Source organism: Oceanobacillus oncorhynchi (assembly GCF_000821065.1).
GTDB classification, from domain to species: Bacteria; Bacillota; Bacilli; order Bacillales; family Amphibacillaceae; genus Oceanobacillus; species Oceanobacillus oncorhynchi.
On record NZ_CDGG01000001.1, the window covers coordinates 611001 to 637477 of the forward strand.

A 26477-nucleotide genomic window follows, 5' to 3' on the forward strand; every position below is an offset into this window, starting at 1 on the left:
TTTACTTACAAATAGTTTTAGTAAAGGGGTGATAATTTTGGATCACGAAAGTCCGATAGTACATGATGTCTTTGGGATACCAGGTGCGGATTTAAACCTTGCCAATCTTTTAATGACTGTTATTGTATCACTCATTGTGTTTGTTTTTTGTGTGTGGGGAAGCAAAAAACTGCAGATGAAGCCTACAGGCATACAGAACTTTATGGAATGGGCAGTAGAGTTTGTCAAAGGCATTATAAAAGACAATATGGATTGGAAAACAGGGAGACTATTTCTTCCGCTTGGTTTAACGCTTATTTTTTATATCTTAGTAAGTAACCTTGTGGGTGTAGCAACTGTGGGCGTGGTTGGACATGACTTATGGTGGAAATCTCCAACTGCAGATCCAGTGATGACATTGACACTATCTGTAATGGTTATTTTATTAACGCATTACTATGGTATAAAAATCCGGGGCACCAAGGCATACTTAAAAACATTCGTAAGTCCCGTGCCGCTTATGTTGCCATTTAAAATTGTTGAAGAATTCACAAATACTTTAACATTAGGTCTTCGTTTATTCGGTAACATTTATGCAGGTGAAATCTTATTAGGTCTACTTATTGGACTGGCAACATCATCTGTATTCGGATTTTTCGGAGCAGCGATCCCGACACTTGCGTGGATGGGCTTCAAACTCTTTATCGGTACAATTCAAGTTTATGTATTTGTTATGTTAACAATGGTGTACATGTCTCATAAAGTGAGCGAGGACCATTAAATAAAACTATTATATTTTTTTACACATAAAAAGGAGGAAATTATTCATGGGAGCTTTAGCAGCAGCAATCGCAATTGGACTGGCAGCATTAGGTGCTGGTCTTGGTAACGGTATGATCGTAAGTAAAACAGTAGAGGGAATCGCTCGTCAGCCAGAACTAAGAGGACCGCTTCAAGGAACAATGTTTATCGGGGTAGCACTTGTTGAGGCGATTCCGATCATCGCAGCAGTTATCGCATTTATGGTAATTGGCGGCTAATTTTTCAGAAATATAATGGCGAAGTTTATCTCAGGGAGAATCTTCGCCATTCCTTTATGCAACAGTGTTCATTCTAAAAGGTATACGACGTTTTGTATGTAATAAATGAAATAGAGCAGGCAGCCCGGCTGAGCAGCAGCGGTATGCGCTCTATTTTAGAACAAGGTCTTAGCGAAAGGAGTGGAATTCGTGCATTCATATACTGATTTATTGATAGTTGGAGCCCAAATCGGCGGCTTGCAATGGGTAGACATGCTCGTTCAGCTATTTTTCTTCCTTGTACTTCTGGCATTATTGAAAAAGTTCGCCTGGGGTCCATTGATGAATATGATGGAAAAGCGTGAGCAATACGTAGCGAATGAAATCGAAGAAGCTGAAAAAAGCAGAGCTGATGCAGAAAAAGCTTCTAAAGAAGCAGCTGAGCAGCTTAATCAAGTGAGAGCGGAAGCTCAAAAAATGATTGAAGATGCAAAAGCAGCAGGCAGCAAGCAAGAAGAACAGATTATTGCAGCTGCGAAGAAAGAAGCAGAGCGTCTGAAAGAAGCTGCCCAGGCAGATATCCAAAACGAGAAAGAAAGAGCTATCCAAGCGCTGCAGGATAAAGTGGCGTCTCTATCTGTATTAATTGCCAGCAAAGTGATTGAGAAAGAATTAACGGAGCAGGATCAAGAGAAATTAATCAACGAATACATTAAAGAGGTAGGAGAAGAGCGATGAGTAATGTAGTAGTTGCTAAACGATACGCAGATGCTCTTTTCAGACTTGGAGTAGAACAGCAAAAATTAGAACAGCTTACAGCAGACTTTAAAGTCGTGCAGCCTGTTTTTAAGAATGATAAAAAATTAGCTAAATTCCTGACGCATCCAAAGATTGATAATGCAAAAAAGAAACAGCTGGTAGTTGAAGGTTTTCAAGGGGTAGACCCGATTGTATTGAATACACTTCAATTATTGGTGGATCGCCATCGAATATCGATCATTCCAACCATTATCGATGAATTCATTTCTTTAGTAAATGATGCAAAAGGAATGGCAGATGCTACAGTTTATTCGACAAGAAATTTAACGGATGATGAAAAGAGTCATTTAGCACGCTCTTTTGCTGTCCGATTAGGAAAAAGTGCAGTTCAACTTAACAATATCGTCGATCCGTCGATTTTAGGCGGAATCAAAATCAGAGTTGGAAATACGATTTATGACGGTACGGTAAAAGGGAAGCTAAATCGAATCTCCCGTAGTATTGTATCTGCTAATAAATGATGATAGGGGTGAAATGGTATGAGCATTAATGCTGAAGAAATCAGTACGCTGATAAAAAAGCAAATTGAAAATTTTGATTCAGACATAGAAGTTACTGATGTAGGAACAGTTATTGAAATCGGGGACGGGATTGCACGTGCACACGGACTTGATAATGCAATGGCTGGAGAGCTGCTTGAATTCTCTAATGGAGTAATGGGCCTGGCTCAGAACTTAGAGGAAAGCAATGTAGGTATCGTTATTCTTGGACCTTACGAGGAAATCAAAGAAGGTGACGAAGTTCGTCGTACAGGCCGTATCATGCAAGTACCGGCTGGAGAGGAACTTTTAGGCCGCGTGGTGAACCCGTTAGGTCAGCCAATCGATGGACAAGGCGCAATCGAAACGTCAAAAATGCGTCCAATCGAAGCACAGGCACCAGGTGTAATGGATCGTAAATCCGTTGATGAGCCATTACAAACAGGTATAAAAGCGATTGACGCGCTTGTACCAATCGGACGCGGACAGCGTGAGTTGATCATCGGTGACCGTCAGACTGGTAAAACAACGGTAGCAGTAGATACAATTTTGAACCAGGCAGATCAGGATATGATTTGTATCTATGTTGCCATCGGTCAAAAAGAATCCACTGTCCGTTCGACAGTAGAAACATTCCGTAAACATGGTGCATTAGATTACACAATCGTTGTATCTGCAGGTGCATCTGACCCGGCTCCATTATTATACTTATCACCATATGCTGGTGTAGCGATGGGTGAAGAGTTCATGTATAACGGCAAACACGTGCTTGTTGTTTATGATGATTTATCAAAACAGGCAGTTGCTTACCGTGAACTTTCTCTGTTACTTCGTCGTCCGCCAGGCCGTGAAGCATTCCCGGGGGATGTATTCTATCTGCATTCACGCTTATTAGAACGTGCAGCTAAACTAAGTGACGCAAAAGGCGGCGGTTCGTTAACAGCACTACCTTTTGTTGAAACACAAGCAGGAGATATCTCTGCGTATATCCCTACCAACGTTATCTCGATTACAGATGGTCAGATTTTCTTACAATCCGACTTATTCTTCTCAGGGGTACGTCCGGCGATTAACCCTGGTTTATCTGTATCCCGTGTAGGTGGATCCGCACAAATCAAAGCGATGAAAAAAGTTGCTGGTACGCTTCGTCTTGACCTGGCATCATTCCGTGAGCTGGAAGCATTCTCGCAATTCGGTTCTGATCTTGACAAAGCAACACAAGCGAAACTTAACCGCGGTCAACGTACAGTGGAAGTATTGAAGCAGGGTCTTCATAAACCAATGGGCGTTGAAAAACAGGTTGCGATTATCTATGCCTTAACAAGAGGTTTCTTAGATGATATTCCTGTGGAAGATATTCAGCGTTTTGAAGAAGAAATGAATATTTGGATCGAGCATAACCAAAATGATATTTTCACAACAATTCGCGAAACTGGTGCTCTTCCAGATGATAAAGAATTCAGCGGAGCAATTGAAAGCTTCAAAAATACATTCTTGCCATCTAATCAATAAGATGTCTGCGATAAAAGTAAAAGGACTGAATAGCGAATAACTTCGGTCCGCATTCCTTATAGGAAAGTGTGGTGAAAAGCTTGGCATCACTGAGAGATTTAAAAGGAAGAATTGACTCAACGAAGAAAACAAAACAAATCACAGGGGCAATGGAGCTTGTATCGGCATCTAAAATGTCTAAGGCAGAACAAAATGCCCGCGGATTTGTTCCATACGCAGAGAAGCTGCAGGAAGTAGTTAGCAGTATTGCAAATTCCAATACAGACTTACAGCATCCGATGCTTACGAAGCGGGAAGTGAAGAAAACAGGCTATCTGATCATCACTTCTGACCGTGGTTTAGTTGGAGCGTATAATAGTCATATTTTAAAAAACCTTATAAATAAAATTGAACAGAATCATTCCTCAAAAGATGAATATACCCTTATTGTGATTGGGAGAAAAGGATATGACTTTTGCCGTAAACGCGGACTTCCAGTTGCCCAGAGTATATTAGGAATGTCAGACCATCCTTCATTTGCAGATGTGAAAGACCTTGCTTCTGAAGCTGTGCAAATGTATGCTGATGAGGAAATTGATGAACTTCATATTATTTATAATCATTATGTAAGTGCGATTTCTCAAGTAGTCACAAATAAACAGCTTCTGCCGATTGAAAATATAGAAGAACAAAGCGCTTCTGCCTCTGATTATGAATTTGATCCGAATCAGGAGGAGATTCTGGAAGTACTTTTACCTCAATATGCAGAGAGCTTGATTTTTGGCGCATTACTTGACGGAAAAGCAAGTGAGCATGCTGCAAGTATGACAGCAATGCGCAGTGCAACAGATAATGCAAATGAATTGATTGGTGATTTAGAACTTTCATATAACCGTGCACGTCAAGCAGCGATTACCCAAGAGATTACCGAAATCGTCGGTGGTGTAGCAGCGCTTGAATAGGCACGCAGGTAAGTTAAGTTAGGAGGGGAACAGATGACGAAAGGACGCGTAACACAGCTGATGGGACCGGTCGTTGACGTACGTTTTGAAGATGGTCAGCTCCCAGCTATAAACAATGCATTAGTAGTACGCAGTAAACAGTCAGGTGAAGATTTAACGCTTGAAGTAGCCCTTCACCTTGGTGATCATAGTGTTCGTACAATTGCAATGTCCTCAACAGATGGTTTCCAGCGCGGAGCAGAAGTAGAAGATTTAGGTCGACCGATTTCTGTCCCTGTTGGAGATGTTACATTAGGACGAGTATTTAATATTTTAGGTGAAAAAATTGATTTAGATGAGCCGCTTCCAGCAGGCACCCGCTTAGATCCAATTCACCGGGAAGCACCGGATTTTGAGAATCTTTCTACAGAAACAGAGATCTTGGAAACAGGTATTAAAGTTGTAGACTTGCTTGCCCCATATATCAAGGGTGGTAAGATCGGTCTGTTTGGCGGAGCCGGTGTAGGTAAAACCGTATTAATTCAAGAATTAATCAATAACATTGCTCAAGAGCATGGCGGTATTTCTGTATTTGCGGGTGTTGGAGAACGTACCCGTGAAGGAAATGACCTTTACTATGAAATGAGCGACTCTGGAGTTATTGCAAAAACAGCGATGGTATTTGGTCAGATGAACGAGCCGCCTGGTGCCCGTATGCGTGTGGCATTGACAGGTCTTACGATGGCAGAATATTTCCGTGATGAACAAGGTCAGGACGTATTATTGTTTATTGATAATATCTTCCGTTTTACCCAAGCAGGTATGGAGGTATCCGCACTTCTTGGACGTATGCCTTCAGCCGTAGGTTACCAGCCGACACTTGCTACAGAAATGGGACGATTACAGGAGCGTATCACTTCAACGGATAAAGGTTCTGTAACATCAATTCAAGCAATTTATGTACCGGCCGATGACTATACTGATCCAGCGCCGGCAACTACTTTCGCTCACTTGGACGCAACGACAAACTTAGATCGTAAGCTTTCTGAGCAAGGTATCTATCCTGCCGTGGATCCATTAGCATCAACTTCTCGTGCACTTGACCCGGAAGTGGTTGGCGAGGAGCATTATCGTGTTGCGGTAGAAGTACAGCAAACACTTCAAAAATACCGTGAATTGCAGGATATTATTGCAATTCTTGGTATGGACGAGTTAAGTGATGAGGACAAGCTGGTAGTTTCCCGCGCACGCCGTATTCAATTCTTCTTATCGCAAAACTTCCACGTTGCTGAGCAGTTCACTGGGCAGCCTGGCTCGTATGTTCCGGTAAAAGAAACGGTTCAAGGCTTCAAAGAAATTCTTGAAGGTAAGTACGATGACCTTCCAGAGGATGCCTTCCGTCTTGTTGGACGTATCGAAGAAGTAGTTGAAAAAGCAAAAGCTTCGGAATAATAGACAGCAGAGGATGATTCATAAATGAAAGACCAATGTATCATCCTTATGGCTTCGAGGCCAGCTGTAGGAGGGGTAAACATTGAGTACATTAGAAGTAAGTGTCGTCACTCCTGAAGGTCCGATTCTGGAAGATAGCTTTGATATGGTTGTCTGTAAAGCGGAAACTGGTGAAATTGGAATCCTGCCAAAGCATATTCCGCTTGTCTCGCCACTGCAGATTAGTATTGTCCGCTTGAAGAAATCAGGCGATACGAAGCAGGTTACAATCAGCGGAGGCTTTATGGAAGTACAGCCTGATAAAGTAACTATCCTGGCACAGTCTGCGGAAACTGCTGATCATATCGACGTTTTGCGTGCAAAGCAAGCAAAAGAACGTGCAGAGAAACGTCTTCAGGATAAAAGCGATACAGTAGATAGATATCGTGCTGAACTTGCATTAAAACGGGCAATTAATCGTCTGGAAATCGCAAATTCATAATATAAGTTTTAAATAAATAAACTCCCTGCCTAAATGATGGATAGGGAGTTTATTTTATCGCAGTGTAACTGACTGCAGGACTCCCTCTGAATAAAATTGTTTTAAGAAGGGAGCAAACAGTTGAATAATAAATAATTCATATTGGCTGTTATCGATATCAAAAGTACTTCTTACCAAGGAAATAAAACGAAATATGTTATAATTTCCCGGGAAATGATGCATTGAAAATATTATTCCACAATATAAGACAAAAAATAAAAGTGGAATGGTATATATAAATGAAAGTAAGAAATTAGAATTTTGTTTTCTTATAATAATGCCGAGATGGTGATTGAAAAGAGTAATCAGCGAACGTTTTTAGTGGGGTGCGATTACTGACCACCGCCATAACCATTATAGCGGCAGGTATAAATCCGACAATCATTTAAAAAATAATATTTCAGCATATAAAGAAAGGATTTTGTTATGTTTTCAGCAGGACAATTAGCTTTGCTCAGTATCTTCTCCCATATCATGTTTATTTATCTGACTTGGAAAGTAGTTACTGCCATCCGGATTGAAACGATATTTAAAAAAGGAAGATCAGCAGAAGCAAGAGTGTTTCTTCTGTTTATTACGATTATGATTGGAACAGGTGTAAGCAGGTTCTTTCTTGATATATTACAATGGTCTGGTGATTTAATATATCTTTTTTCTTCCATACATGTATTGATATGAAAACTTCTGTCAAAACTGAGATTAATAGATTTGATAGGAGGTTTTTTTATGTTTCATAAAATTCTTTTTCATTCTAATTTCCCTTTTACCCAAGCAAGCCCCCTTCAGGCATTCCAAAATCGAGGTCAGCGAAACAAACAGGCTATTTGTTTTTTGCTGCTTATTTGCTTTTTTGTTAACCAGGCCTTCAGCCAGCCTTATCAGGAGGATGAAATGCAGGACTTAGGTGCATTTGCGATGTCGAACGATTGGAATATCGACTTTTGGGAGGTAACGATGAAGGAACAGATGGCAGCAGAAGAGGCACAACATCTTGTTCAGCAGCTGGAAGCAACGTATACGCTACAGGAGGATAAGGATGAAAACCGGATAAAGTATACTTTTGAGAGTCGTCACAAAGAGGACCCCTTTTACGTAATATATAATGTGATTCTTCCTGTGGATAAGGAAGAGCCGGCAGAAGTAATTGTTGTTATGCATGGGACTGATTGGAATAACCAAATAAGCCAAAAGTATCAAAAAGAGAAAAGAGCTGTACAAAAGAATTATTTAACAAAAGAGACACAACTATATACTTGTCTATCTATACAAGATAGTGATATAATGAATCACGATGTAATTTTAAATGAAGCAGCGACATATTTTAATATAGAACATATTTCGACTAAAAATGACAATATAGAAAATTCTAGGATTGAAAAAAGTACATACGGGTATACAAAAACATGGGAGCAGTTTTATTTCATGGAAAATGACCCAAAAAATGTGCAAATTACCACTGTTGCAGATCGTCAAGGGGAAAAGAGTTTTATGATAGGAACACCTATCCTAATCAATGAATATTAATAATAGGGAAATTAGATTCTGAAGGGGATTTATGACATGGAAAAAATCATCGTTGGTGGCGGACGAAAGTTAGAAGGCACTGTGCGTGTTGAAGGTGCTAAAAACGCAGTCCTGCCTGTACTTGCTGCTAGCTTAATAGCTAGTGAAGGAAAAAGTATTATTAAAGAAGTACCAGTATTAGCAGACGTATACACAATTAATGAAGTGCTTCGCAACTTAAATGCCAATGTGGAATTTGATTCAACAGAAAAAACAGTAATGATTGATGCTTCTGCTAAGCTGGAGACAGAAGCCCCGTTTGAATATGTAAGAAAAATGCGTGCATCCGTGCTTGTGCTGGGACCATTATTAGCCCGCTATGGACACGCAAAGGTAGCTATGCCTGGAGGATGTGCAATTGGATCACGTCCAATTGACTTACATTTAAAAGGTTTTGAAGCTATGGGAGCAGAGATTCACGTTGGTAATGGTTTTGTAGAAGCTAAATCAAATGGCCGCCTGCATGGCGCGAAAATTTATTTAGATATGCCAAGTGTTGGTGCTACAGAAAATATCATGATGGCCGCTGCATTAGCAGATGGAAAAACAGTGATTGAAAACGCAGCGAAAGAACCTGAAATCGTTGACTTAGCTAACTACTTAAATAAAATGGGCGCAAGAATCGTTGGAGCTGGTACTGAAACCATCCGTATCCACGGTGTGGAAAAGCTTTACGGAACGGAGCATATCATGATTCCAGATCGTATTGAAGCAGGAACATTTATGGTTGCAGCAGCAATTACAAAAGGAAATATATTAATTGAAAATGCTGTGCGTGAACATTTAAGTTCAGTGGTTTCGAAATTGGAAGAGATGAACGTGCAAGTGATTGATGAAGATGGCGGATTACGGGTTATTGGTTCTGATGCGACGCAATCTACAGATATAAAAACATTGCCGCATCCAGGTTTCCCGACAGATATGCAATCACAAATGATGGCATTGATGTTATGTGCGAAGGGAACCAGTGTTATCACTGAAACCGTATTTGAGAACCGTTTTATGCATGTAGAAGAATTTCGCCGTATGAATGCGAATATTAAAATTGAAGGCCGCAGTGTGATTATCGAAGGTCTTTCTAAATTACAGGGTGCAGAAGTGGCAGCGACAGATTTACGCGCAGCAGCAGCACTGATTTTAGCAGGACTTGTAAGTGACGGTTATACACGGGTTACAGAGCTGAAGCACTTAGATCGCGGATATGTTGATATCGTAGGAAAATTAGCGAATCTTGGCGCAGACATTAGACGCGTTGATGAAAATGGTGTCGTATTACAGCCATTAGGTGTAGAAGAAAATGTCGAATTAAGTGAATTTGTAACGGAATAATACTATCGCAATCCTTTCAAAAAAGATGTATCTCATGGAGATGCGTCTTTTTTATGTGCGCCAGGCATGGCGACTATCTAGGTGGTGGAAATCCACTGTGGAGGTACACATCGACCAACCACTAGAGAAGCGCAAAGCATTTATCGTGAGGTAAAGGCTGAAGGAAGCGTGTATCAAAATCTTGGCTCGACGAACAGAAATCTGATACGAAGGCTCTGTAGGCGGATAAGGCTCCATAACAAGTCAAAATCCAAAAGATGTGCGTAACCCTGCAGAGTAAATTAGGCGAGTAAAAGAGGAAAGATAGTTGTCTTACCCTGGGAGGTCTCACGGACAGCTGAGGAGTCCCCTAAAAAGAAAGCTGGTCGAAAAAGGTTTATCGTGAGAAGTCAGCCGATGCCGTAGTAGTGATGAAAATCATGAAGGGCTGAACAATTTATAGTGTTTCTACGCCATGAATGCACGAAGAATAAACTTCTGAATGTGTTAATGATGAAAGTATGAGCGTATCTCAGAGGATAGTCAAAATAGAAGTGTTCTCCGTCACATGAAAGGAAAGGAAGAAACGAGTGTGGAAATTTTAGAAAAGATTTTAAGCGATCAAAATATGAACGAAGCCTATCTTCGAGTGTACCGAAACAAAGGTGCAGGTGGGGTAGACGGCGTAACAGTAAATGAACTGAAAGCATACCTAAGGAAACACAAAGAGGAATTGCGAACGCAAATCCAGAAAAGAAAATACAAACCAATGCCAGCACTGCGCGTAGAAATTCCGAAAGAAAATGGAAAGATGCGCAAATTGGGTATTCCAACAGTGGTTGACAGAGTTGTCCAACAGGCAATTAGTCAAGTGCTCAGCCCGATATTTGAAAAACAATTCAGTGACTACAGTTATGGTTTCAGACCAAGAAGAAGTTGCGAAATGGCAATCACGCAAGTATTGGAATATATCAATGACGGATACCAGTGGTTAGTGGATATTGACCTGGAACGATTTTTCGATACTGTCCATCATGATAAGTTAATGCGAATAATCTCGCACACAATCAAAGATGGTGATGTCATTTCTCTGATACGAAAATACCTCGTAAGTGGTGTGATGGTCGATGGGAAATATGAAGATACAACTATAGGAACCCCACAGGGAGGCAACCTTAGTCCACTTCTAAGTAACATTATGTTGAATGAGTTAGATAAGGAACTGGAGGCAAGAGGTCTGCGTTTCGTAAGATACGCAGACGATAGCCTTATCTTTGTCAAAAGTGAAAAGGCGGCAAATAGAGTTCTTACTTCCATTACAACATTTATCGAAGAGAAACTGGGGCTAAAGGTAAATATGGAGAAAAGTAAAATCTCACGCCCTACGAAAACAACATTTCTAGGCTTTGGTTTTTACTATGACTCAAATAAGAGGAAATTTCAACCGAGACCCAGTAAAACGTCGGTTCAAAAATTCCAAAGGAAACTGCGCCGATTAACAAAGCGAAATTGGAGTATTTCCTTAAACGACAGAATCATCAAGTTAAAACAGGTCATGTATGGTTGGGTCAACTATTTTAGGGTAGCTAATATGAAGAGCGTTTTAGAGTCTATAGATGCGAAGTTGCGCTCCAGAATAAGAGTAATTATCTGGAAACAATGGAAGAACAACAAAAAGAGAATTAAATCTCTCATACAACTTGGTATACCAAAGGAAGAAGCCAAGGGGCTAACCTATTGTAGGAAAGGTTTCCGATTTACTGGGTTGTCGAAAGTTGTTCAGAGAGCATTGTCTAATAAAAGACTAAAGCAAAGAGGTATCCCCTTTGCCTTAGACCGTTATCTAAAAGTACACACTGAAATATAAATTGAACCGCCGTATACGGAACCGTATGTACTGGTGGTGTGAGAGGGGCGAAAAGTTATTTAGCTTTTCCCTCTACTCGATTTTTCTGTAATTAACCTCTATAACAAGCGACAGTTTTTGATAGGACGACTAATCGCAGCAATGTTATCAGGTTAATTAATTTTAATGAATATTATATTTGTTACAGTACATTTGCTACAGAAAAGTAGTAAAAAACTATCTAGCGGAAGAAAAACACGGAGATTCCTGGTCGACTAAGAACGGTCACGTCCTGTGACCAACGACCGACACTAGGACGTCCTGTCCGTTGTGGGAAAGCGCGGAGGGAAGACCCCGCAGAAAAAAAGCGAACTTCTTTTTTTTGAGGAGGCTGAGCTCAAGCCCACGGAAAGCGTAGTGTTTTTCTGTAGCGGTAGCTAGAAGGTAAAACCTTCATTTTAAAGCATATAGGTACAAAGAATTATTTTTTCAAATCTTATTAAATAGATATGGTTAGTAACAAGTTACGTTAAATCAGCAGTCTATTCGTTTTTCGAAATAAAATGTTAGAAAAAGAAATGAGTGATAATTCATTTTTTTACAATATTTCTCTTCTCACTTTTCATGAAACATGCTATATTTGAGAAAATTACTAATATTTCGATTGGGTGATGAAAATGAAAATGTATATCTCTGTGGATATGGAAGGAATAACAGGACTTCCCGACGCCAGCTTTGTGGATTGGCGGAAGCATAATTATGAAAGAGCCCGCAAAATAATGACGGATGAAGCAAATTACGTGATTCAAGCTGCCTTTGATGAAGGAGCAGAAGAAGTATTAGTGAACGACAGCCATTCCAAGATGAACAATTTACTTATTGATGAGATTCATCCGGATGCCTTATTAATAACGGGAGAGGTCAAGCCCTTTTCAATGATGCAAGGATTAAATGACAGCTATAGCGGTGTTTTCTTTGTAGGTTATCATGCAAGAGCAGGGCAGCGCGGGGTGATGTCACACTCAATGATACACGCTATCCGTAACTTTTATCTGAATGATCATTGTATCGGGGAGATGGGAATGAATGCATATCTTGCCGGATACTTTGGTGTACCTGTTTTATTTGTAGCAGGAGATGACCAGGCAGCGGCAGAAGCAGAGAAATTAATCCCGCATGTCACCACTGCTGTTGTAAAGGAAACAATCTCGAGATCCTCCGTAAAAAGTTTAACACCTAAAAAAGCAGGTCTGTTGCTTAAAGAAAAAGTAAAGCTCGCTCTGGATAACCGCAAGCTTGTATCCCCATTGATTCCTCCAGAAAATCCAGAGCTGACGATCGAATTTAATAACAGCGGACAGGCAGAATGGGCCAATTTAATGCCCGGCACGCTATGGATTCCCGGCACAACCAAAGTGCGCTTCCAGGCAAAAGATATGAAGGAAGCCTATCAAGCGATGCTGGTTATGACGGAACTGGCCATGCAGACAACATTTTCCTAAAGCTTCTAAACCACCTCTTAAAGTGTAATGAATACAAGAAACAAACATATTTATCATTAGTAACAAGCTGATTTATTCTTTTTAATTAACAGGTTCGTTTTTCTTTTCTTTATATACGGAATGTTTTTTTATAAAAAGATATGATAGTGAGGTGAAAGGTATGCTGAAATACATTTTTAAGCGCTTACTTATTATGATTGTTACGCTATGGGTGATCATTACCCTTACTTTTGTATTAATGGTAAATATACCAGGATCTCCTTTTAACACAGATCAGTCATCAAATGCAACGGTACAGGCTAACCTGGAGGCGCATTATAATTTAGATCAGCCTTACTACATACAATATTTGCTTTACATTAAATCCATTGTCACCTTTGAATTCGGACCTTCTATCAAGCAGCCTAATCAGACAGTAAATGACCTTTTATCACGGGGTTTTCCCATTTCCTTTGAACTGGGAATCATCACGATTGCCCTGGCAGTCGTTTCCGGCGTATTGATTGGAATAATTGCAGCGCTGCGGCATAACGGCTTTCTTGATTATCTAACTATGGGGATTGCTGTTTTAGGCATCTCGATACCAAACTTTATTTTAGCTACGATTCTTATTCAGCAGCTGGCGGTAAATTTGGAAATATTTCCGGCAGCCACCTGGAGAAGCCCCGCTCACATGGTGCTTCCTATCCTTGCGCTTGCGACAGGACCAATGGCAATTATTGCCCGTTTGACACGCTCTACAATGCTGGAGGTGCTGACACAGGATTATATTAAAATGGCAAAGGCAAAAGGACTGTCGCCTTGGAAGGTCATTTTCAAGCATGCGCTCCGGAACGCGTTAATGCCAGTTGTAACGATTATGGGAACCCTCTTTGCAGGGATCTTGACAGGAACCTTTGTGATTGAACAGATTTTTGCGATACCGGGAATGGGAAGATATTTTGTGGAAAGCATTAACCAGCGTGATTACCCGGTAATTATGGGGACCACTGTTTTTTACAGCGCTTTCTTGATTATTATGCTTTTCCTGGTGGACATTGTCTATGGAATACTTGATCCACGAATCAAGATGCATCAGAAAGGGGGCAGATCAAGATGAAACCAGAGAAAGAAATGGAGCATTTTGAGACACCGGCCGCTATCCCTGATGAATGGTTTTCGTGGAAAGAAAAGGATAAAGAAAAAATGGAGGAAGTGTCCCGTCCATCCTTATCGTATTGGCAGGATGCCTGGCGGCGTCTGGTGAAAAATAAGATGGCCATGCTTGGGCTGATCTTTCTCGTCTTACTGACGATTATGGCTATTTTCGGTCCGGTTATTTCTCCTTATGAAGTAAACAGACAAGACCTTCCGAATCAGTATCAGCCGCCTTCGATGGAGCATTGGTTTGGCACGGATAATGCAGGGAGAGATGTGTTTACACGGACGTGGTACGGCGCCCGTATTTCCTTATTTGTCGGTCTGGTAGCTGCCTTGATTGACGTCACCATCGGGATTATCTGGGGAGGAATCTCCGGTTACAAGGGCGGCCGTACGGATAATGTGATGATGCGTATGATTGAAGTGTTATATGGCTTGCCTTATCTATTAGTTGTTATTTTACTTTTAGTTGTACTCGGGCCGAGTCTTGGAACGATTATTCTGGCCTTGACCATTACCGGCTGGGTAGGGATGGCCCGAATTGTGCGGGGACAGGTGCTGCAAATTAAAAACTATGAATTTGTCCTCGCTTCGAAATCATTTGGTACGAAAACATCGCGGATCATCCGGAAGAACCTCCTTCCGAATACGATGGGACCCATTATTGTTCAAATGACCTTAACCGTGCCGTCTGCAATATTTGCCGAAGCATTCTTAAGCTTTATCGGTCTTGGGATTCAAGCCCCGTTTGCCAGCTGGGGAGTGATGGCAAACGATTCATTAGGAGCGATTTTATCCGGAAACTGGTGGACTTTGTTCTTCCCGGCATTTTTTATCTCTTTTACGATGTTTGCCTTCAATGTCTTGGGGGACGGTCTGCAGGATGCACTTGATCCGAAATTAAGAAAGTAGGTGGGCAACTTGGAAAGAATACTCGAGGTAAACGACTTGCATGTGACCTTTACTACGTATGGAGGGACAGTCCAAGCTGTCCGGGGCGTCAGTTTTCACTTGGATAAAGGAGAAACCTTAGCAATCGTCGGGGAATCCGGCTGCGGAAAAAGTGTTACCTCCAATGCCATTATGCGGCTGATTCCGGATCCGCCAGGGAAAATCACGAAAGGCTCCGTTATTTTTAAAGGGCAGGATCTGGCAGCATATTCGGAGAAGAAAATGCGATCCATCCGCGGAGTAGATATTTCAATGATTTTTCAAGATCCAATGACAGCACTTAATCCAACCTTGACCATTGGCACACAGCTGATGGAGGGGTTAAAGGAACATAAGAAAATATCGGGGGCACAAGCGAAGGCAAAAGCGGTTGAAATGATGAACCTGGTCGGAATTCCTAACCCGGAGGAACGTTTAAAACAATATCCGCATCAGTTTAGCGGGGGAATGCGTCAGCGGATTGTGATTGCAATTGCTCTAATCTGTGATCCGGATTTGCTGATAGCGGATGAGCCGACGACTGCACTGGATGTGACCATTCAAGCACAGATTTTGGAATTGTTTGCAACCATCCAGGAGCGGACTGGGGTATCGATTATTTTGATTACGCATGACCTGGGCGTGGTCGCAAAGATAGCAGACCGCATTGTTGTGATGTATGCTGGGAAAATTATTGAATCCGGCAGCAAACGGGAAATATTCTACGAATCGAAGCATCCATACACACAAGGGCTGCTCCATTCTGTTCCCAGATTAGATGCCAAGGAAGAATTAAAGCCGATTGCTGGTACACCACCTGATTTATTCTCACCTCCAAAGGGATGTCCTTTTACAGCGCGATGTCCATTTGCGATGGAGGTGTGTGATAAAGTTTACCCCGCTCCAGAAAAAATCAGCGATACACATTATGTGGATTGCTGGCTGCAAGATGAGCGGGCCAAGCGGCTGTTAGCTGCAAATGTCTTACAAACTTAAAAAGGGGGCAAAACAATGAGTAGAAAGAAGCTTTTATGGGTACTCCTGGTACTTTTTACAGCATTTGTTCTCGCTGCATGTACAGCGGGCGAGGATGCAGGAGAAGAGCCGGATGATGCGGACACGGATACAGCAGAAGAAGCGGAAGGCGAGGAGGGCGGAGAGGATGCCGCTGCAGAAGAAACGCCGGATCTGGATGGAAAGACATTATATATCAACAACGGTCAAGAGCCGACCTCCCTCGATCCATCCATTGGTTTTGATCAGGTATCTTGGGATCCTTTGAATAATCTGATGGAAGGGTTGACACGTCTGGATGAGAATTCAGAAGCAGCAGAAGGGGTGGCAGAGAGCTGGGATATTTCTGAGGATGGATTGACGTATACATTCCATTTGCGGGAGGATGCCAATTGGTCTAATGGAGACCCTGTGGTTGCAGAAGATTTTGTCTTTGCCTGGAAGCATATGCTGGACCCTGATACAGCTTCTGCTGCCGCATTTTTAGCTTACTACATTGAAGGCGGAGAAGAATACAACAGCGGGGAAGGTTCGGCCGATGATGTCAATGTCACAGCCATTGATGATAAGACATTGGAAGTTGTTTTAATTCAGCCGACTGGATTCTTCCTGGATTTGCTTACCAACCCGGCATTTTTCCCAATCAACCATCAGGTTGCTGAAGAAACGCCAGACTGGCATGCTGAAGCAGATACGTTTGTAGCAAATGGTCCATACATGTTAGATTCATGGGATCATGATAGTGAAATGATTTTTGCAAAGAATCCAGAATATTGGGATGCAGATGCTGTTAACCTGGATTATGTTCATTTTTCCATGGTTAACGATTCAAATACACAATACCAAATGTTCCAGACAGGCGAGCTGGATACAGCGAGCGTGCCTCCAGAGCTATCTGATGAATTGATAGATGGAGATAATGTATTTATCGGGGAATATGGCGGACTGGAATTCTTTCGTTTTAACCTGACAGAAGAACCGTTCCAAAATAAGAAAATCAGACAGGCGTTTTCATACGCTATTAACCGCGATGATATTGCGGAATACGTCGTTAAACAAGGGGTAGAGCCTGCATACGGTTTTGTATCACCTGGCTTTACCGCACCGGACGGAAACGATTTCCGTGAAGAAAACGGCGATTTAGTAGCATTTGATCCGGAACGTGCCCAAGAGCTGCTCGCAGAAGGAATGAAGGAAGAAGGCTATGATGAGCTGCCGCCGATTGTACTATCCTTTAATACCAGCGACACTATTCAAGCGATTGCAGAAGCCATGCAAAATATGTTGAGTGAAAACTTAGGCGTGGAGGTCACACTGGAGAACCAGGAATGGAATGTGTTTGCAGAAGCGCAGCAAAATCTGGAACTGCAATTCTCCAGAAGCTCATTTATCAATGATTATGCTGATCCAGTCAACTTCTTAGAAAGCTTTGTCTCAGATTCTTATATGAACCGTACCGGGTTTGAAAGTGAAGAATATGACGAGCTGATTCAAAAAGGTAAAAGCGAAACAGATGAAGAGCAGCGCTATGAATATCTATACGAAGCAGAAAGAATGCTGGCTGAAGAAATGATTGCCATGCCAATCCGCTACTATAACGTGGTTGTTCTGGAAGCAGATGGCGTGGAGGGAATCCTTCGCCACCCGGTAGGATACTTTGATTTGAAATACGCAGATAAGACGGAGTAAGGTACAGGGGAACTGCGGTAAACAGGATAGGCTCATTCATATATGAGCCTGTCTCTGTTTTTAGAAAACTTGGTTGTCACTAAGCCCTTAGATGACAACCTTAGTTACACTTATGCAGTAAGAAAGTTTATACTTTCTTAACTGCCAAAAAAGGAGGATATATAGATGCTTTCTTATCGTTTGAAAACTGGGGACACCATCGGAATGATTGCGCCGGCCGGTCCTGTAAAAAAAGAAAAACTGGAGCAATCCTTCTCCTTTTTTGAAAATATGGGTTTAAGGATAAAGCTTGGACAGCATGTCTATGATCAATATGGCTATTTAGCAGGAAAGGATACCCATCGGTTAGCAGATTTTCATCAGATGGTTGCCGACCGGAACATCAAAGCGATCATTTTTGCCAGAGGCGGATACGGTACGGGGCGTTTCATTGATAAATTAGATATGAAATTAATCAAAAAAAATCCCAAAATTATCTGGGGATACAGCGATATTACATTTTTACATACAGCTATCCGGCAAGCAACAGGCCTGATTACGTTCCATGGCCCGATGCCGGCATCGGATATGGTGAAAAAAGACTTCGATACGCTTTCCAGTCAGCTGTTTAGACAGTTGTTCGGGCCGACCAATCTCATTTATTCGGAAAGCATTTCTCCGCTGACTGTCTATCGAGAAGGAGAAGCCACGGGCAGCATTGTCGGTGGAAATCTTTCTCTCCTGGTGCAGACAATCGGAACGCCCTATGAAATTGTAACAAAGGATAAGCTGCTGTTCATCGAGGATATTGGAGAGGAGCCGTATCGAGTTGACGGGATGATGAACCAGCTTCGTCTGGCTGGGAAACTAAAGGATGCTGCCGGTATCATTATTGGCGACTTTGCGGAAGCTGAACCGAAAGTCCAGCCCAGTCTGAGGATGGAGGAAGTCTGGAAACATTATTTTAGAAATTATACCAAGCCGGTTGTTGCCGGTTTCCGAATTGGCCACTGTTTTCCGCATTTCTCTATTCCTTTGGGGGCAAAAGCAACGTTATCCAGCAGAACGAAAACACTTCAGCTGTCGCCGGGAGTCCGTTAATGAAAGAGAGAATTACCCACATAGAAAGGGCTGTTTAGCATGAAGATTGTTGATTTGGAACTTTATCATAGCTCGATTCCATTGCATACCCCATTTAAAACAGCGTTGCGCACAGTAACCATTGCGGAAAGTATAGTTGTGAAAATAACCTGCGATAATGGCATCACTGGCTGGGGAGAAGCCCCGCCGACACATGTTATTACAGGGGAAAGCCTGGCGAGCATCCATTATGCAATGGATAAAGTGCTCCGTCCGGTTATAATCGATGCATCATTATGTTCTTATGCAGCTGTATTTGCCCGTTTAGAGAAAGCAATTACAGGCAATACAAGCGCCAAGGCTGCAGTGGATATGGCATTGTATGATTGTCTTGCTCAAGCAGCCGAACAGCCTTTATATCAATACCTGGGAGGCTATCGTTCGCAGATTGAAAATGATTATACGGTCAGCGTGAATGAGACGGAACAGATGGAGCAGGATGCAAAATTATATAAAGAGAATGGGTTTCGGATTTTAAAGGTGAAAGTAGGCAAGGACCCGGCAGAAAAAGATATAGAACGGGTAGCTGCTATCAGGAAAGCTGCAGGAGAGGATGTCCTGATACGGTTAGATGCCAACCAGGGCTGGACGGCGAAAGAGGCTGTGAAAGCTATTACACAAATGGAAGAGCTGGGATTAAATTTGGAATTGGTAGAGCAGCCTGTGCCGGCACATGATGTGCAGGCGCTCAAATATATTACCGAACGTACCACAACACCAATTATGGCTGATGAAGCGGTATTTTCCACACAGGATGCATGCCGTGTGCTGGAAATGGGGGCGGCAGATTTAATCAATATTAAATTAATGAAGTCCGGCGGAATCCATCAGGCTATAAAAATCGCGAACCTGGCTCAGGATTTTGGTGTCTCATGTATGGTCGGAAGCATGATAGAGACCAAGCTGGGCATTACCGCAGCAGCTCATTTTGCAGCCAGTCATCCGGCGGTGACCCGCTTTGATTTTGATGCGCCGCTGATGCTGTCCGATGATATTTTGGAAGGCGGTATCCAGTATCAGGGAAAGGGAAATCAAATTACGTTTTCAAATCAATCCGGACTCGGGATAAAATCAGTGAAGAAAGCTTATCTGCAAACAATCAAAAGGGAAGGGAGCTGGTAGAATGCAGCAGTTGTTGAAGGAGCTTCCGAAAACATTCCATGTAACAAATGTACAGGCTGCAACAATTTGGACCAATCCGCAGGCAGCCAGAGCAGAGGATAAAGATGGAACCTCCCATCCTACAGATATATTAAAATGGGTCAATTCCTTAACCTATGAGGAAAGCTTGGCACTATGTAATGAAAATCGCGTACAATCGCAAACGCTATATGGCGAGCCTGTTATCGTTTTAGAAGAAGAGGGAGACTGGGCGCATGTGATTGCTCCGTTCCAGCCGTCCAAAAAAGATTCCAGAGGCTATCCTGGATATATCCCTCTCCGGCAATTGACAAGCGTGGATAAAGAAGCATGGCTTCAGGATAAATATATTGTGGTGAAGACAGACAATGCCTGGCTGGAAGACCCGGCGAAAGACACGCGCATCCAGCTGAGTTATTTAACGATACTGCCTTATTTAGGGGAGAGGGAAGCACATGTTTATGTACAAACACCATCCGGAAAGCAGCAGATCGCCAAAGAAAAAACAGTCACCGTGGCAAAAGAGGACGGGATAAAACAGGGCAGCGGAGCAGATATTGTCACTGCAGCTCTTCCCTTCATCGGATTGGATTATTTCTGGGGAGGGATGAGCTCCTTCGGCTATGATTGTTCCGGTCTGGCCTATGCTGCACATAAAGCGAATGGTTACTGGATTGCCCGGGATGCGGGAGACCAGGCGAGGGCGGGAGAAGAAATTGCAATCGATGCCCTCAAGCCGGGAGATTTGCTTTTCTTTGCCTATCAGGAAGGGAAAGGAGCCATCCATCATGTCGGCATCTATAAAGGAAATGGAGAAATGCTGCATTCCCCGCAAACCGGAAAAGGGGTGGAAATCACGCCTTTAAAAGGGACCGAGTATGAAAAGGAGCTCTGCGCAGCAAGAAGATACTGGAGGTGAGGAGATGGAAGATAAAATCCTGGAAGTAAAAAATCTAGTGAAATACTTTGATGTCGGGAGGTCAGATATTTTAAAAGCTGTTAATGATGTATCTTTTCATATTTTTAAAGGGGAAACGTATGGGCTGGTTGGCGAATCCGGCTGCGGAAAATCTACCATCGGCCGCACGATTCTAGGATTATATGAAAAAACAAGCGGGGATGTCTGGTTTAATTATGAAAATGTCCATGGGTTGACGGAAAAGGAACAATTCGCTCTCTACCGTAAGATGCAGATGATTTTTCAGGACCCCTATGCTTCGCTGAATCCCCGGTCTACCATTAGGGAAATTATCTCTGAGCCGCTGGAGGTACATGGGGTTTTTAAGAAGAAAAAAGATCTGATGAACCGGATATATGAACTGTTGGAAGAGGTAGGGCTCAGCCGGGATCATGTGAACCGCTATCCGCATGAGTTCAGCGGCGGACAGCGCCAGCGAATCGGAATTGCAAGAGCGCTCGCGCTGAACCCGGACTTTATTATTGCGGATGAGCCTATCTCTGCATTGGACGTTTCTGTGCAGGCGCAGGTCGTCAATCTGATGAAGCGGCTGCAGCGGGAAAAAGGGCTGACGTTCTTATTTATTGCCCATGACCTATCGATGGTAAAGCAATTTTCAGACCGGATCGGCGTAATGTATCTAGGGAATTTAGTAGAGGAAACAAGCGGAGAAGCGCTCTATGAAAATCCATTGCATCCTTATACCAAAGCCCTGCTATCAGCTATCCCGATCCCTGATCCGGATATAGAAGAAAAGAGAGAGCGGATTATTTTAGAAGGCGAATTGCCAAGCCCTATCAACCCGCCCTCTGGCTGTGTATTTCGAACAAGATGCCCCATGGCAATGGAGATATGCAAGGACGTCAAGCCGGTATGGCAAGAGATAGATCCCGGGCATCGTGTAGCCTGTCACCTCTATGATAAAAATTATCAAGACAGCCTGACAACAGGACCGCAGCGGACAAAAGAAATGGTCGAAGAAGAAATCCAATCATAGCAGGAGAAACCATGGAAACTCTTAAACAATAGAGCCCTTCTATGGTTTTTTGTGTGTATATCATAAAAGCGAAATTTTTTGATAAGTGAGATAATGGAAGCCTGTCCAAATTTCTTGTTGGATACGATGTTTTACTATAGACGATACCATAAATGTTTTTGGCGGAACGCCTGATTGCAATGGTTTTCGATGGGACGCGTAATGGAAGCAATGCTTTTAGATTAGTGAATTTTATTAATTTTGATACAGATAGTAATAAAACCTATCTAGCGTAGTGTTTTTCTGGGGTTGCGATTACTCACCCCGCCAAAACCCGTCGCAGCGGCGTTTTAACCTGACAACATTGGTAATCGCGGTCCGAGAATGTCACGCACCAAGTTTTTAACCCTTATTCCGCAGGGTCGCAAAACCTCCCCGCTGAATAAAGCTTCCTTTTTAATTTTCCATTTGCATAACGTACTTCTTACATTTTTTCTTAAGAAAAGGTCTATTTTGCCGGCAAAATGTATAGATTTAATAGTAGGCATGATAGATATAAACAGCTTATCACTCTTAAGAAAAGGAGGAGGAACGTGTATAACAAAAAATATAAACGGAAAAACACAGCAATTCATAAGAAAATGAAGCAATTAAAGCAGAAAAACAGGATATCGAACCAGCCAATGCAGAAAATCGTACCTTTTTCTAATCGGAAATCAGTGCATTATAAGCCTCAGCGCCCGTCTCCTTGGAAGCAGATAGTCATCACGGTTTTTATGGTTATGATAATTTTTATTCTTGCTGTCCCGACAGTAGTTGTGCAAATGTCTAAGACAGAGAATCAAATTAGCGTAGGCTCAGAGACGGTAGACAATAAGGAGGAAGCAAAGCCAGATGAAGAGGATGAGCCAGAAAATCCTCCAGAAGAGACAGCAACCAGCGACGAAGCAGTAGAAGTCGGGGCTTCTCCATTCAATGTTTCTGTCATGCGCGTGAGTAATGAAGAAGTGGAAAATGTTCCGGTAGAGCAATATGTCGCTGGTGTGGTTTCTTCGGAGATGCCGGCAGAGTTTGAACTGGAGGCATTAAAAGCACAGGCGATTGCTGCAAGAACATTTACAGTTAACTTTTTATTAAACGGCGAGAAAAACGACAGCTATGACCTGACCGATTCGACACAGCATCAAGTATATAAAAGTGAACAGGAGCTCCAAGAACAGTGGGGAGCAGAATATCATGAAAAAATGAACAAAATAAATCAAGCGGTGAAAGAGACAGAAGGGCAGATTATTACTTACAATAGTGCGCCGATTACGGCCTCCTTCTTCTCCACCAGCAATGGATACACGGAAAATTCAGAGGATTATTGGGAAGGCGAGGTTGCCTACCTGCGCAGTGTAGAGAGTCCTTGGGATGAAGCGTCACCAGAATTCACCCAGCAGACAACGCTGACTGTCGCAGAGGTATCCGAGGCTTTAGAAATCCCGCTTCAGGATGATAAGGCCATTCCGATGGAGATCAGCCATACAGACAGCGGCAGAGTAGATGAAATAACCGTTGCCGGAAATGCATTTACTGGTCCGGATTTTCGCGATAAATTGGGCTTAAGATCCAGTGACTTTACCATTGAACAGAGTGACAGCCATTTGATTTTTACAACACAAGGCTATGGGCATGGTGTCGGCATGAGTCAATACGGAGCAAATGGCATGGCGGCAGAAGGTAAAAACTATGAAGAAATCATTCATCACTATTACACAGATGTTGAAATCAGCCAGATAGGTGAAATAGCACCAACCCTCGTTTCTAACTGAGACGGGGGATTTTTTATCAAAAAAATAGGGTAAGCCTATCAATGTCTTTTCTATTCATGTGCAAAAAACTGCTTCATATGGTTTGAGAATCAGATGCTTTTGAAGCTGCTGCGATGAAGCTTTTCCTTCTATCTTAAACCAGGATAAAAGGGAAATAACCTATCTATGAAAACCTCTGCATAAACTACTTATTATGAAAATCAAAAAATTTTTTCATAGCCATGTATATAATTCTCTTTTTCTGCTCACAATGGTTGCAGAGGTGATGAAAATGAAAGAGGAATTCAAAGGCCCAAAAAATAAATGGAGCCAAATTTTCCGCAAGAAATGGTTTTTCCCAGCAATGTATTTAAGTATCGCAGCTGTTTTATTAGCAGCAGTCGTTTGGTATCAAAATGCAGGATCTGATGTTTCAGAACCGGCTGATCAAAGAAATGGAGAGGAAGAATATCTTCCAGTAATGAATGAAGAAGATTCCGTTCCGGTAGTTGACCAGCAGGAATTGGTAGGAATGCCGCTTGAAAACACAGATGAAGCAGAAATCGTAACTAAATTTTTTGACTACAACGCAGAACAAGAAGACAGAGAAAATGCACTTGTACTTTACAACAATCGTTACTATCAAAGTACAGGAGTAGATATCGCAGCAGCAGATGCAGAATCATTTGATGTTTTGGCTTCTATCAGCGGAACAGTAGAAGAAGTGAAGGAAGACCCATTACTAGGCAACGTGGTTGTTTTATCTCATAGTGAAGATTTAAAAACGTATTATGCTAGTCTTGAAGATGTAGCTGTCACTGTCAGCGATAAGGTTGAACAAGGAGACAAGCTGGGAACAGCTGGAAAAAACTTGTTTGGTAAAGACAACGGGACACACGTGCATTTTGAAATCCGTAAAGACGGCAAAGAAGTGAATCCTGAAAGCTACTTTGAACAGCCGGCATCCAGCATTGTCGTAGAAGAGAGTGCGGAAGAGGATGAAGCAGTAAGTGATGAACCGACTTCAGGAGAAGATGTAACAGAGCCTGAAGAAGATACAGAAGACGCAGAAGAAGCAGAGCAAGAAGAAGTACCAAGTGATGAAGACGAAGAAGCAGATGAAGAAATTGATGTAGAATTGGACAATTCAGAAGAATAATAAAAAATGCTTGGGAAACCAAAAAAACCGGTGATGAATCCTTCATTGCCGGTTTTTTATTGGCTTTTTTGAACATCCTTTAAAGCAATACAGGAACGAACTTTTGAAAATACATCTTGTCCCGGAAATTATTTGTACAAAACTTAAGCATAAAGGAACGTTTTTTTTAATATGATGATATTACAAACCATGCAATCGAACTGTCTGAGGTGAAAAGACATGTGATTTAGAAGTATCCTTCATCTAAAGTGGAACCCTTTTTTATATACTATTGACTACATAAAAATAGTCAACCGCTTATTATAGTATGTGTTCAAAAAAGTGCGATGAAAAGGACCGAGTCGGCTAAAAACGCAACGTTAGCGGAATAGCAAGCTAACGTAGAATTTCGATGTGTCATTTTCTGAGGATTTTTTGAACATCCTTTTATAAGTCCTATCCCAAAACATACACCCTGTCCAAACGACACCTCGGAATTACAACTTAGGGGGGCGAACGGTGTGCATGATTACATCAAAGAAAGGACAATTAAAATAGGGAGGCATGTTGTAGAAACCAGAAAAACAGTCCGCACCATTGCAAAAGAATTTGGCGTATCCAAAAGTACGGTCCATAAGGATTTAACAGAGCGCCTGCCGGAAATCAATCCCAAACTGGCACTGGAAGTAAAAGAAATTTTAGAGTATCACAAAGCCATCCGCCATTTACGCGGGGGAGAAGCAACAAGAAAGAAGTATAAAACACCGCCAACGGAAGGGCCGTTAACTGAAACAAAAATCACACAAACATTCCTATCTTCCTCCAGCAGGCCAAAAGCACAAGGAAGCTAGGAAAATAGAGACAATCCAATTTTTAGCAAAAAGTTGGATTGTTTTTTGTTGCCATTTCTTTGTACAAAGGAGAATCACGAATAGATCAAGGATGATTCCTATTAATGCAAATTAGGAGAAGATTTTATTTAAATTAAATTATCAAATAACTCATTGACTGAACGAACGTTAGGTAATATAATAATCTAACAATCGTTAGGTGGTGAGGAATTGCAAAAAAAGTTAATTGATGCAGCACTGAAACAATATGCTTTAAATGGGTATCATGGCGCAACAATGAGGAAAATAGCCAATGAGGTTGGTATTAAGCCGGCATCTATTTATTTTTTTTACAAAAATAAAGAAGATTTGTTTATCGTGGCATTCAAGCAATTTTTGGATAACCATTTTGATAAAATGAAAAGTATTTTGAATGAGAAGCGGGAGGAGCCTGCTCAGAATATTTTTTCTGCCATGTTTGAAGGGATTGCAGACCACCATAAAGGAGATATGGAAGGAACGGATGCTTATATTTCATTAGTAACTTCTCCAATACCGGGAATCTCGCAATATTTATATGACCATATGAAGCGATATAATGAATGGCTTGTTGCCTCCTTAGATTCAATATTAAGAAATAGTTATCCGCAGATGCAGGCAGACGAAATTGACAGAATTATTAAGCAGTTCGTTTTGATTGGTAACGGCGTCTTTTGGGGGATTAAATTATACGATGGGGCTGATTTTGAAGAGCAGATTATGCTGGCAAGCCAGTTGATGCAATCATTATTAGAGGAATTGCATTTTAAATACATGTAAACACCGATATTT

At 41.9% G+C, this 26477-nt stretch carries 25 protein-coding genes; all 25 read left to right on the top strand.

The features are described 5' to 3' along the window. The first annotated feature begins 37 nt into the window (after positions 1-37). Positions 38-760, top strand: coding sequence for a F0F1 ATP synthase subunit A (atpB, locus tag BN997_RS02825; RefSeq protein WP_042529502.1), 723 nt, complete (start codon positions 38-40; stop codon positions 758-760). Positions 761-806: 46 nt separating this feature from the next. After that, a complete protein-coding gene (gene atpE, locus BN997_RS02830) occupies positions 807-1019 on the top strand; it encodes a F0F1 ATP synthase subunit C (protein ID WP_040978261.1) in 213 nt (70 codons plus the stop codon). A 189-nt stretch (positions 1020-1208) separates the two neighbouring features. After that, complete coding sequence (locus tag BN997_RS02835; protein ID WP_042529504.1) at positions 1209-1736, top strand: F0F1 ATP synthase subunit B; 528 nt, start codon at positions 1209-1211, stop codon at positions 1734-1736. Further along, positions 1733-2278, top strand: a complete 546-nt coding sequence (locus BN997_RS02840) for a F0F1 ATP synthase subunit delta (RefSeq protein ID WP_042529506.1) — start codon at positions 1733-1735, stop codon at positions 2276-2278. Before BN997_RS02835 ends, BN997_RS02840 begins: the two co-directional genes overlap by 4 nt. Before the next feature lie 18 nt (positions 2279-2296). Then, entirely contained in the window at positions 2297-3808 is a 1512-nt protein-coding gene (gene atpA, locus BN997_RS02845) for a F0F1 ATP synthase subunit alpha (protein WP_042529508.1), read from the top strand. Positions 3809-3888: 80 nt separating this feature from the next. Then, a complete protein-coding gene (gene atpG, locus BN997_RS02850; RefSeq protein WP_042535684.1) occupies positions 3889-4749 on the top strand; it encodes an ATP synthase F1 subunit gamma in 861 nt (286 codons plus the stop codon). Between the two features lie 33 nt (positions 4750-4782). After that, positions 4783-6180, top strand: a complete 1398-nt coding sequence (gene atpD / locus BN997_RS02855) for a F0F1 ATP synthase subunit beta (protein WP_042529510.1) — start codon at positions 4783-4785, stop codon at positions 6178-6180. Positions 6181-6262: 82 nt separating this feature from the next. Next, complete coding sequence (locus tag BN997_RS02860) at positions 6263-6661, top strand: F0F1 ATP synthase subunit epsilon (protein ID WP_042529512.1); 399 nt, start codon at positions 6263-6265, stop codon at positions 6659-6661. A 465-nt stretch (positions 6662-7126) separates the two neighbouring features. Continuing rightward, the gene (locus BN997_RS02865; protein ID WP_042529514.1) at positions 7127-7378 is read left to right on the top strand and encodes a DUF1146 family protein; all 252 of its coding nucleotides are present in this window, start codon (positions 7127-7129) and stop codon (positions 7376-7378) included. A gap of 48 nt (positions 7379-7426) precedes the next feature. Next, positions 7427-8224 (top strand): YwmB family TATA-box binding protein, encoded by a 798-nt coding sequence (locus tag BN997_RS02870; protein WP_052484873.1) that lies wholly within the window; start codon positions 7427-7429, stop codon positions 8222-8224. A 36-nt stretch (positions 8225-8260) separates the two neighbouring features. Beyond that, a complete protein-coding gene (gene murA, locus BN997_RS02875; protein ID WP_042529516.1) occupies positions 8261-9592 on the top strand; it encodes a UDP-N-acetylglucosamine 1-carboxyvinyltransferase in 1332 nt (443 codons plus the stop codon). A 571-nt stretch (positions 9593-10163) separates the two neighbouring features. Further along, positions 10164-11438: a group II intron reverse transcriptase/maturase gene (ltrA, locus tag BN997_RS02880; protein WP_042528596.1), complete on the top strand. Its 1275-nt coding sequence runs from the start codon at positions 10164-10166 to the stop codon at positions 11436-11438. A 656-nt stretch (positions 11439-12094) separates the two neighbouring features. Continuing rightward, complete coding sequence (locus BN997_RS02885; protein WP_042529518.1) at positions 12095-12919, top strand: M55 family metallopeptidase; 825 nt, start codon at positions 12095-12097, stop codon at positions 12917-12919. Positions 12920-13079: 160 nt separating this feature from the next. Then, positions 13080-14018: an ABC transporter permease gene (locus BN997_RS02890; protein ID WP_042529520.1), complete on the top strand. Its 939-nt coding sequence runs from the start codon at positions 13080-13082 to the stop codon at positions 14016-14018. After that, positions 14015-14971, top strand: coding sequence for an ABC transporter permease (locus BN997_RS02895; protein ID WP_042529522.1), 957 nt, complete (start codon positions 14015-14017; stop codon positions 14969-14971). The genes BN997_RS02890 and BN997_RS02895 overlap by 4 nt, the downstream gene beginning before the upstream one ends. A 9-nt stretch (positions 14972-14980) precedes the next feature. Continuing rightward, the gene (locus BN997_RS02900; protein ID WP_042529525.1) at positions 14981-15985 is read left to right on the top strand and encodes an ABC transporter ATP-binding protein; all 1005 of its coding nucleotides are present in this window, start codon (positions 14981-14983) and stop codon (positions 15983-15985) included. 15 nt (positions 15986-16000) lie between these two features. Then, on the top strand, positions 16001-17692 hold the full coding sequence (locus BN997_RS02905; RefSeq protein ID WP_042529527.1) for a peptide ABC transporter substrate-binding protein: 1692 nt from the start codon (positions 16001-16003) through the stop codon (positions 17690-17692). A 165-nt stretch (positions 17693-17857) separates the two neighbouring features. Then, on the top strand, positions 17858-18772 hold the full coding sequence (locus tag BN997_RS02910) for a S66 peptidase family protein (RefSeq protein WP_042529529.1): 915 nt from the start codon (positions 17858-17860) through the stop codon (positions 18770-18772). A gap of 39 nt (positions 18773-18811) precedes the next feature. Next, positions 18812-19933: a mandelate racemase/muconate lactonizing enzyme family protein gene (locus BN997_RS02915; protein WP_042529531.1), complete on the top strand. Its 1122-nt coding sequence runs from the start codon at positions 18812-18814 to the stop codon at positions 19931-19933. Position 19934: 1 nt separating this feature from the next. Next, positions 19935-20870: a C40 family peptidase gene (locus BN997_RS02920; protein ID WP_042529533.1), complete on the top strand. Its 936-nt coding sequence runs from the start codon at positions 19935-19937 to the stop codon at positions 20868-20870. 4 nt (positions 20871-20874) lie between these two features. Further along, entirely contained in the window at positions 20875-21906 is a 1032-nt protein-coding gene (locus tag BN997_RS02925; RefSeq protein ID WP_042529536.1) for an ABC transporter ATP-binding protein, read from the top strand. 572 nt (positions 21907-22478) lie between these two features. Then, positions 22479-23699, top strand: a complete 1221-nt coding sequence (gene spoIID / locus BN997_RS02930; RefSeq protein ID WP_244882323.1) for a stage II sporulation protein D — start codon at positions 22479-22481, stop codon at positions 23697-23699. A 271-nt stretch (positions 23700-23970) separates the two neighbouring features. After that, on the top strand, positions 23971-24837 hold the full coding sequence (locus tag BN997_RS02935; protein WP_042529539.1) for a stage II sporulation protein SpoIIQ: 867 nt from the start codon (positions 23971-23973) through the stop codon (positions 24835-24837). A 500-nt stretch (positions 24838-25337) separates the two neighbouring features. Continuing rightward, a complete protein-coding gene (spoIIID, locus tag BN997_RS02940) occupies positions 25338-25667 on the top strand; it encodes a sporulation transcriptional regulator SpoIIID (protein ID WP_042529541.1) in 330 nt (109 codons plus the stop codon). A 210-nt stretch (positions 25668-25877) separates the two neighbouring features. Further along, positions 25878-26465, top strand: a complete 588-nt coding sequence (locus BN997_RS02945; protein WP_042529543.1) for a TetR/AcrR family transcriptional regulator — start codon at positions 25878-25880, stop codon at positions 26463-26465. Positions 26466-26477: the final 12 nt, after the last annotated feature.

What these genes read in the sequence shown, in the direction of transcription:
- BN997_RS02905 (WP_042529527.1), top strand. Translation starts at nt 16,001, where the DNA reads ATGAGTAGAAAGAAGCTTTTATGGGTACTCCTGGTACTTTTTACAGCA.
- BN997_RS02920 (WP_042529533.1), top strand. Translation starts at nt 19,935, where the DNA reads ATGCAGCAGTTGTTGAAGGAGCTTCCGAAAACATTCCATGTAACAAAT.
- BN997_RS02895 (WP_042529522.1), top strand. Translation starts at nt 14,015, where the DNA reads ATGAAACCAGAGAAAGAAATGGAGCATTTTGAGACACCGGCCGCTATC.
- BN997_RS02885 (WP_042529518.1), top strand. Translation starts at nt 12,095, where the DNA reads ATGAAAATGTATATCTCTGTGGATATGGAAGGAATAACAGGACTTCCC.
- atpE (WP_040978261.1), top strand. Translation starts at nt 807, where the DNA reads ATGGGAGCTTTAGCAGCAGCAATCGCAATTGGACTGGCAGCATTAGGT.
- BN997_RS02865 (WP_042529514.1), top strand. Translation starts at nt 7,127, where the DNA reads ATGTTTTCAGCAGGACAATTAGCTTTGCTCAGTATCTTCTCCCATATC.
- BN997_RS02840 (WP_042529506.1), top strand. Translation starts at nt 1,733, where the DNA reads ATGAGTAATGTAGTAGTTGCTAAACGATACGCAGATGCTCTTTTCAGA.
- BN997_RS02910 (WP_042529529.1), top strand. Translation starts at nt 17,858, where the DNA reads ATGCTTTCTTATCGTTTGAAAACTGGGGACACCATCGGAATGATTGCG.
- BN997_RS02935 (WP_042529539.1), top strand. Translation starts at nt 23,971, where the DNA reads ATGAAAGAGGAATTCAAAGGCCCAAAAAATAAATGGAGCCAAATTTTC.
- murA (WP_042529516.1), top strand. Translation starts at nt 8,261, where the DNA reads ATGGAAAAAATCATCGTTGGTGGCGGACGAAAGTTAGAAGGCACTGTG.
- BN997_RS02925 (WP_042529536.1), top strand. Translation starts at nt 20,875, where the DNA reads ATGGAAGATAAAATCCTGGAAGTAAAAAATCTAGTGAAATACTTTGAT.
- BN997_RS02870 (WP_052484873.1), top strand. Translation starts at nt 7,427, where the DNA reads ATGTTTCATAAAATTCTTTTTCATTCTAATTTCCCTTTTACCCAAGCA.
- BN997_RS02890 (WP_042529520.1), top strand. Translation starts at nt 13,080, where the DNA reads ATGCTGAAATACATTTTTAAGCGCTTACTTATTATGATTGTTACGCTA.
- atpA (WP_042529508.1), top strand. Translation starts at nt 2,297, where the DNA reads ATGAGCATTAATGCTGAAGAAATCAGTACGCTGATAAAAAAGCAAATT.
- atpD (WP_042529510.1), top strand. Translation starts at nt 4,783, where the DNA reads ATGACGAAAGGACGCGTAACACAGCTGATGGGACCGGTCGTTGACGTA.
- BN997_RS02915 (WP_042529531.1), top strand. Translation starts at nt 18,812, where the DNA reads ATGAAGATTGTTGATTTGGAACTTTATCATAGCTCGATTCCATTGCAT.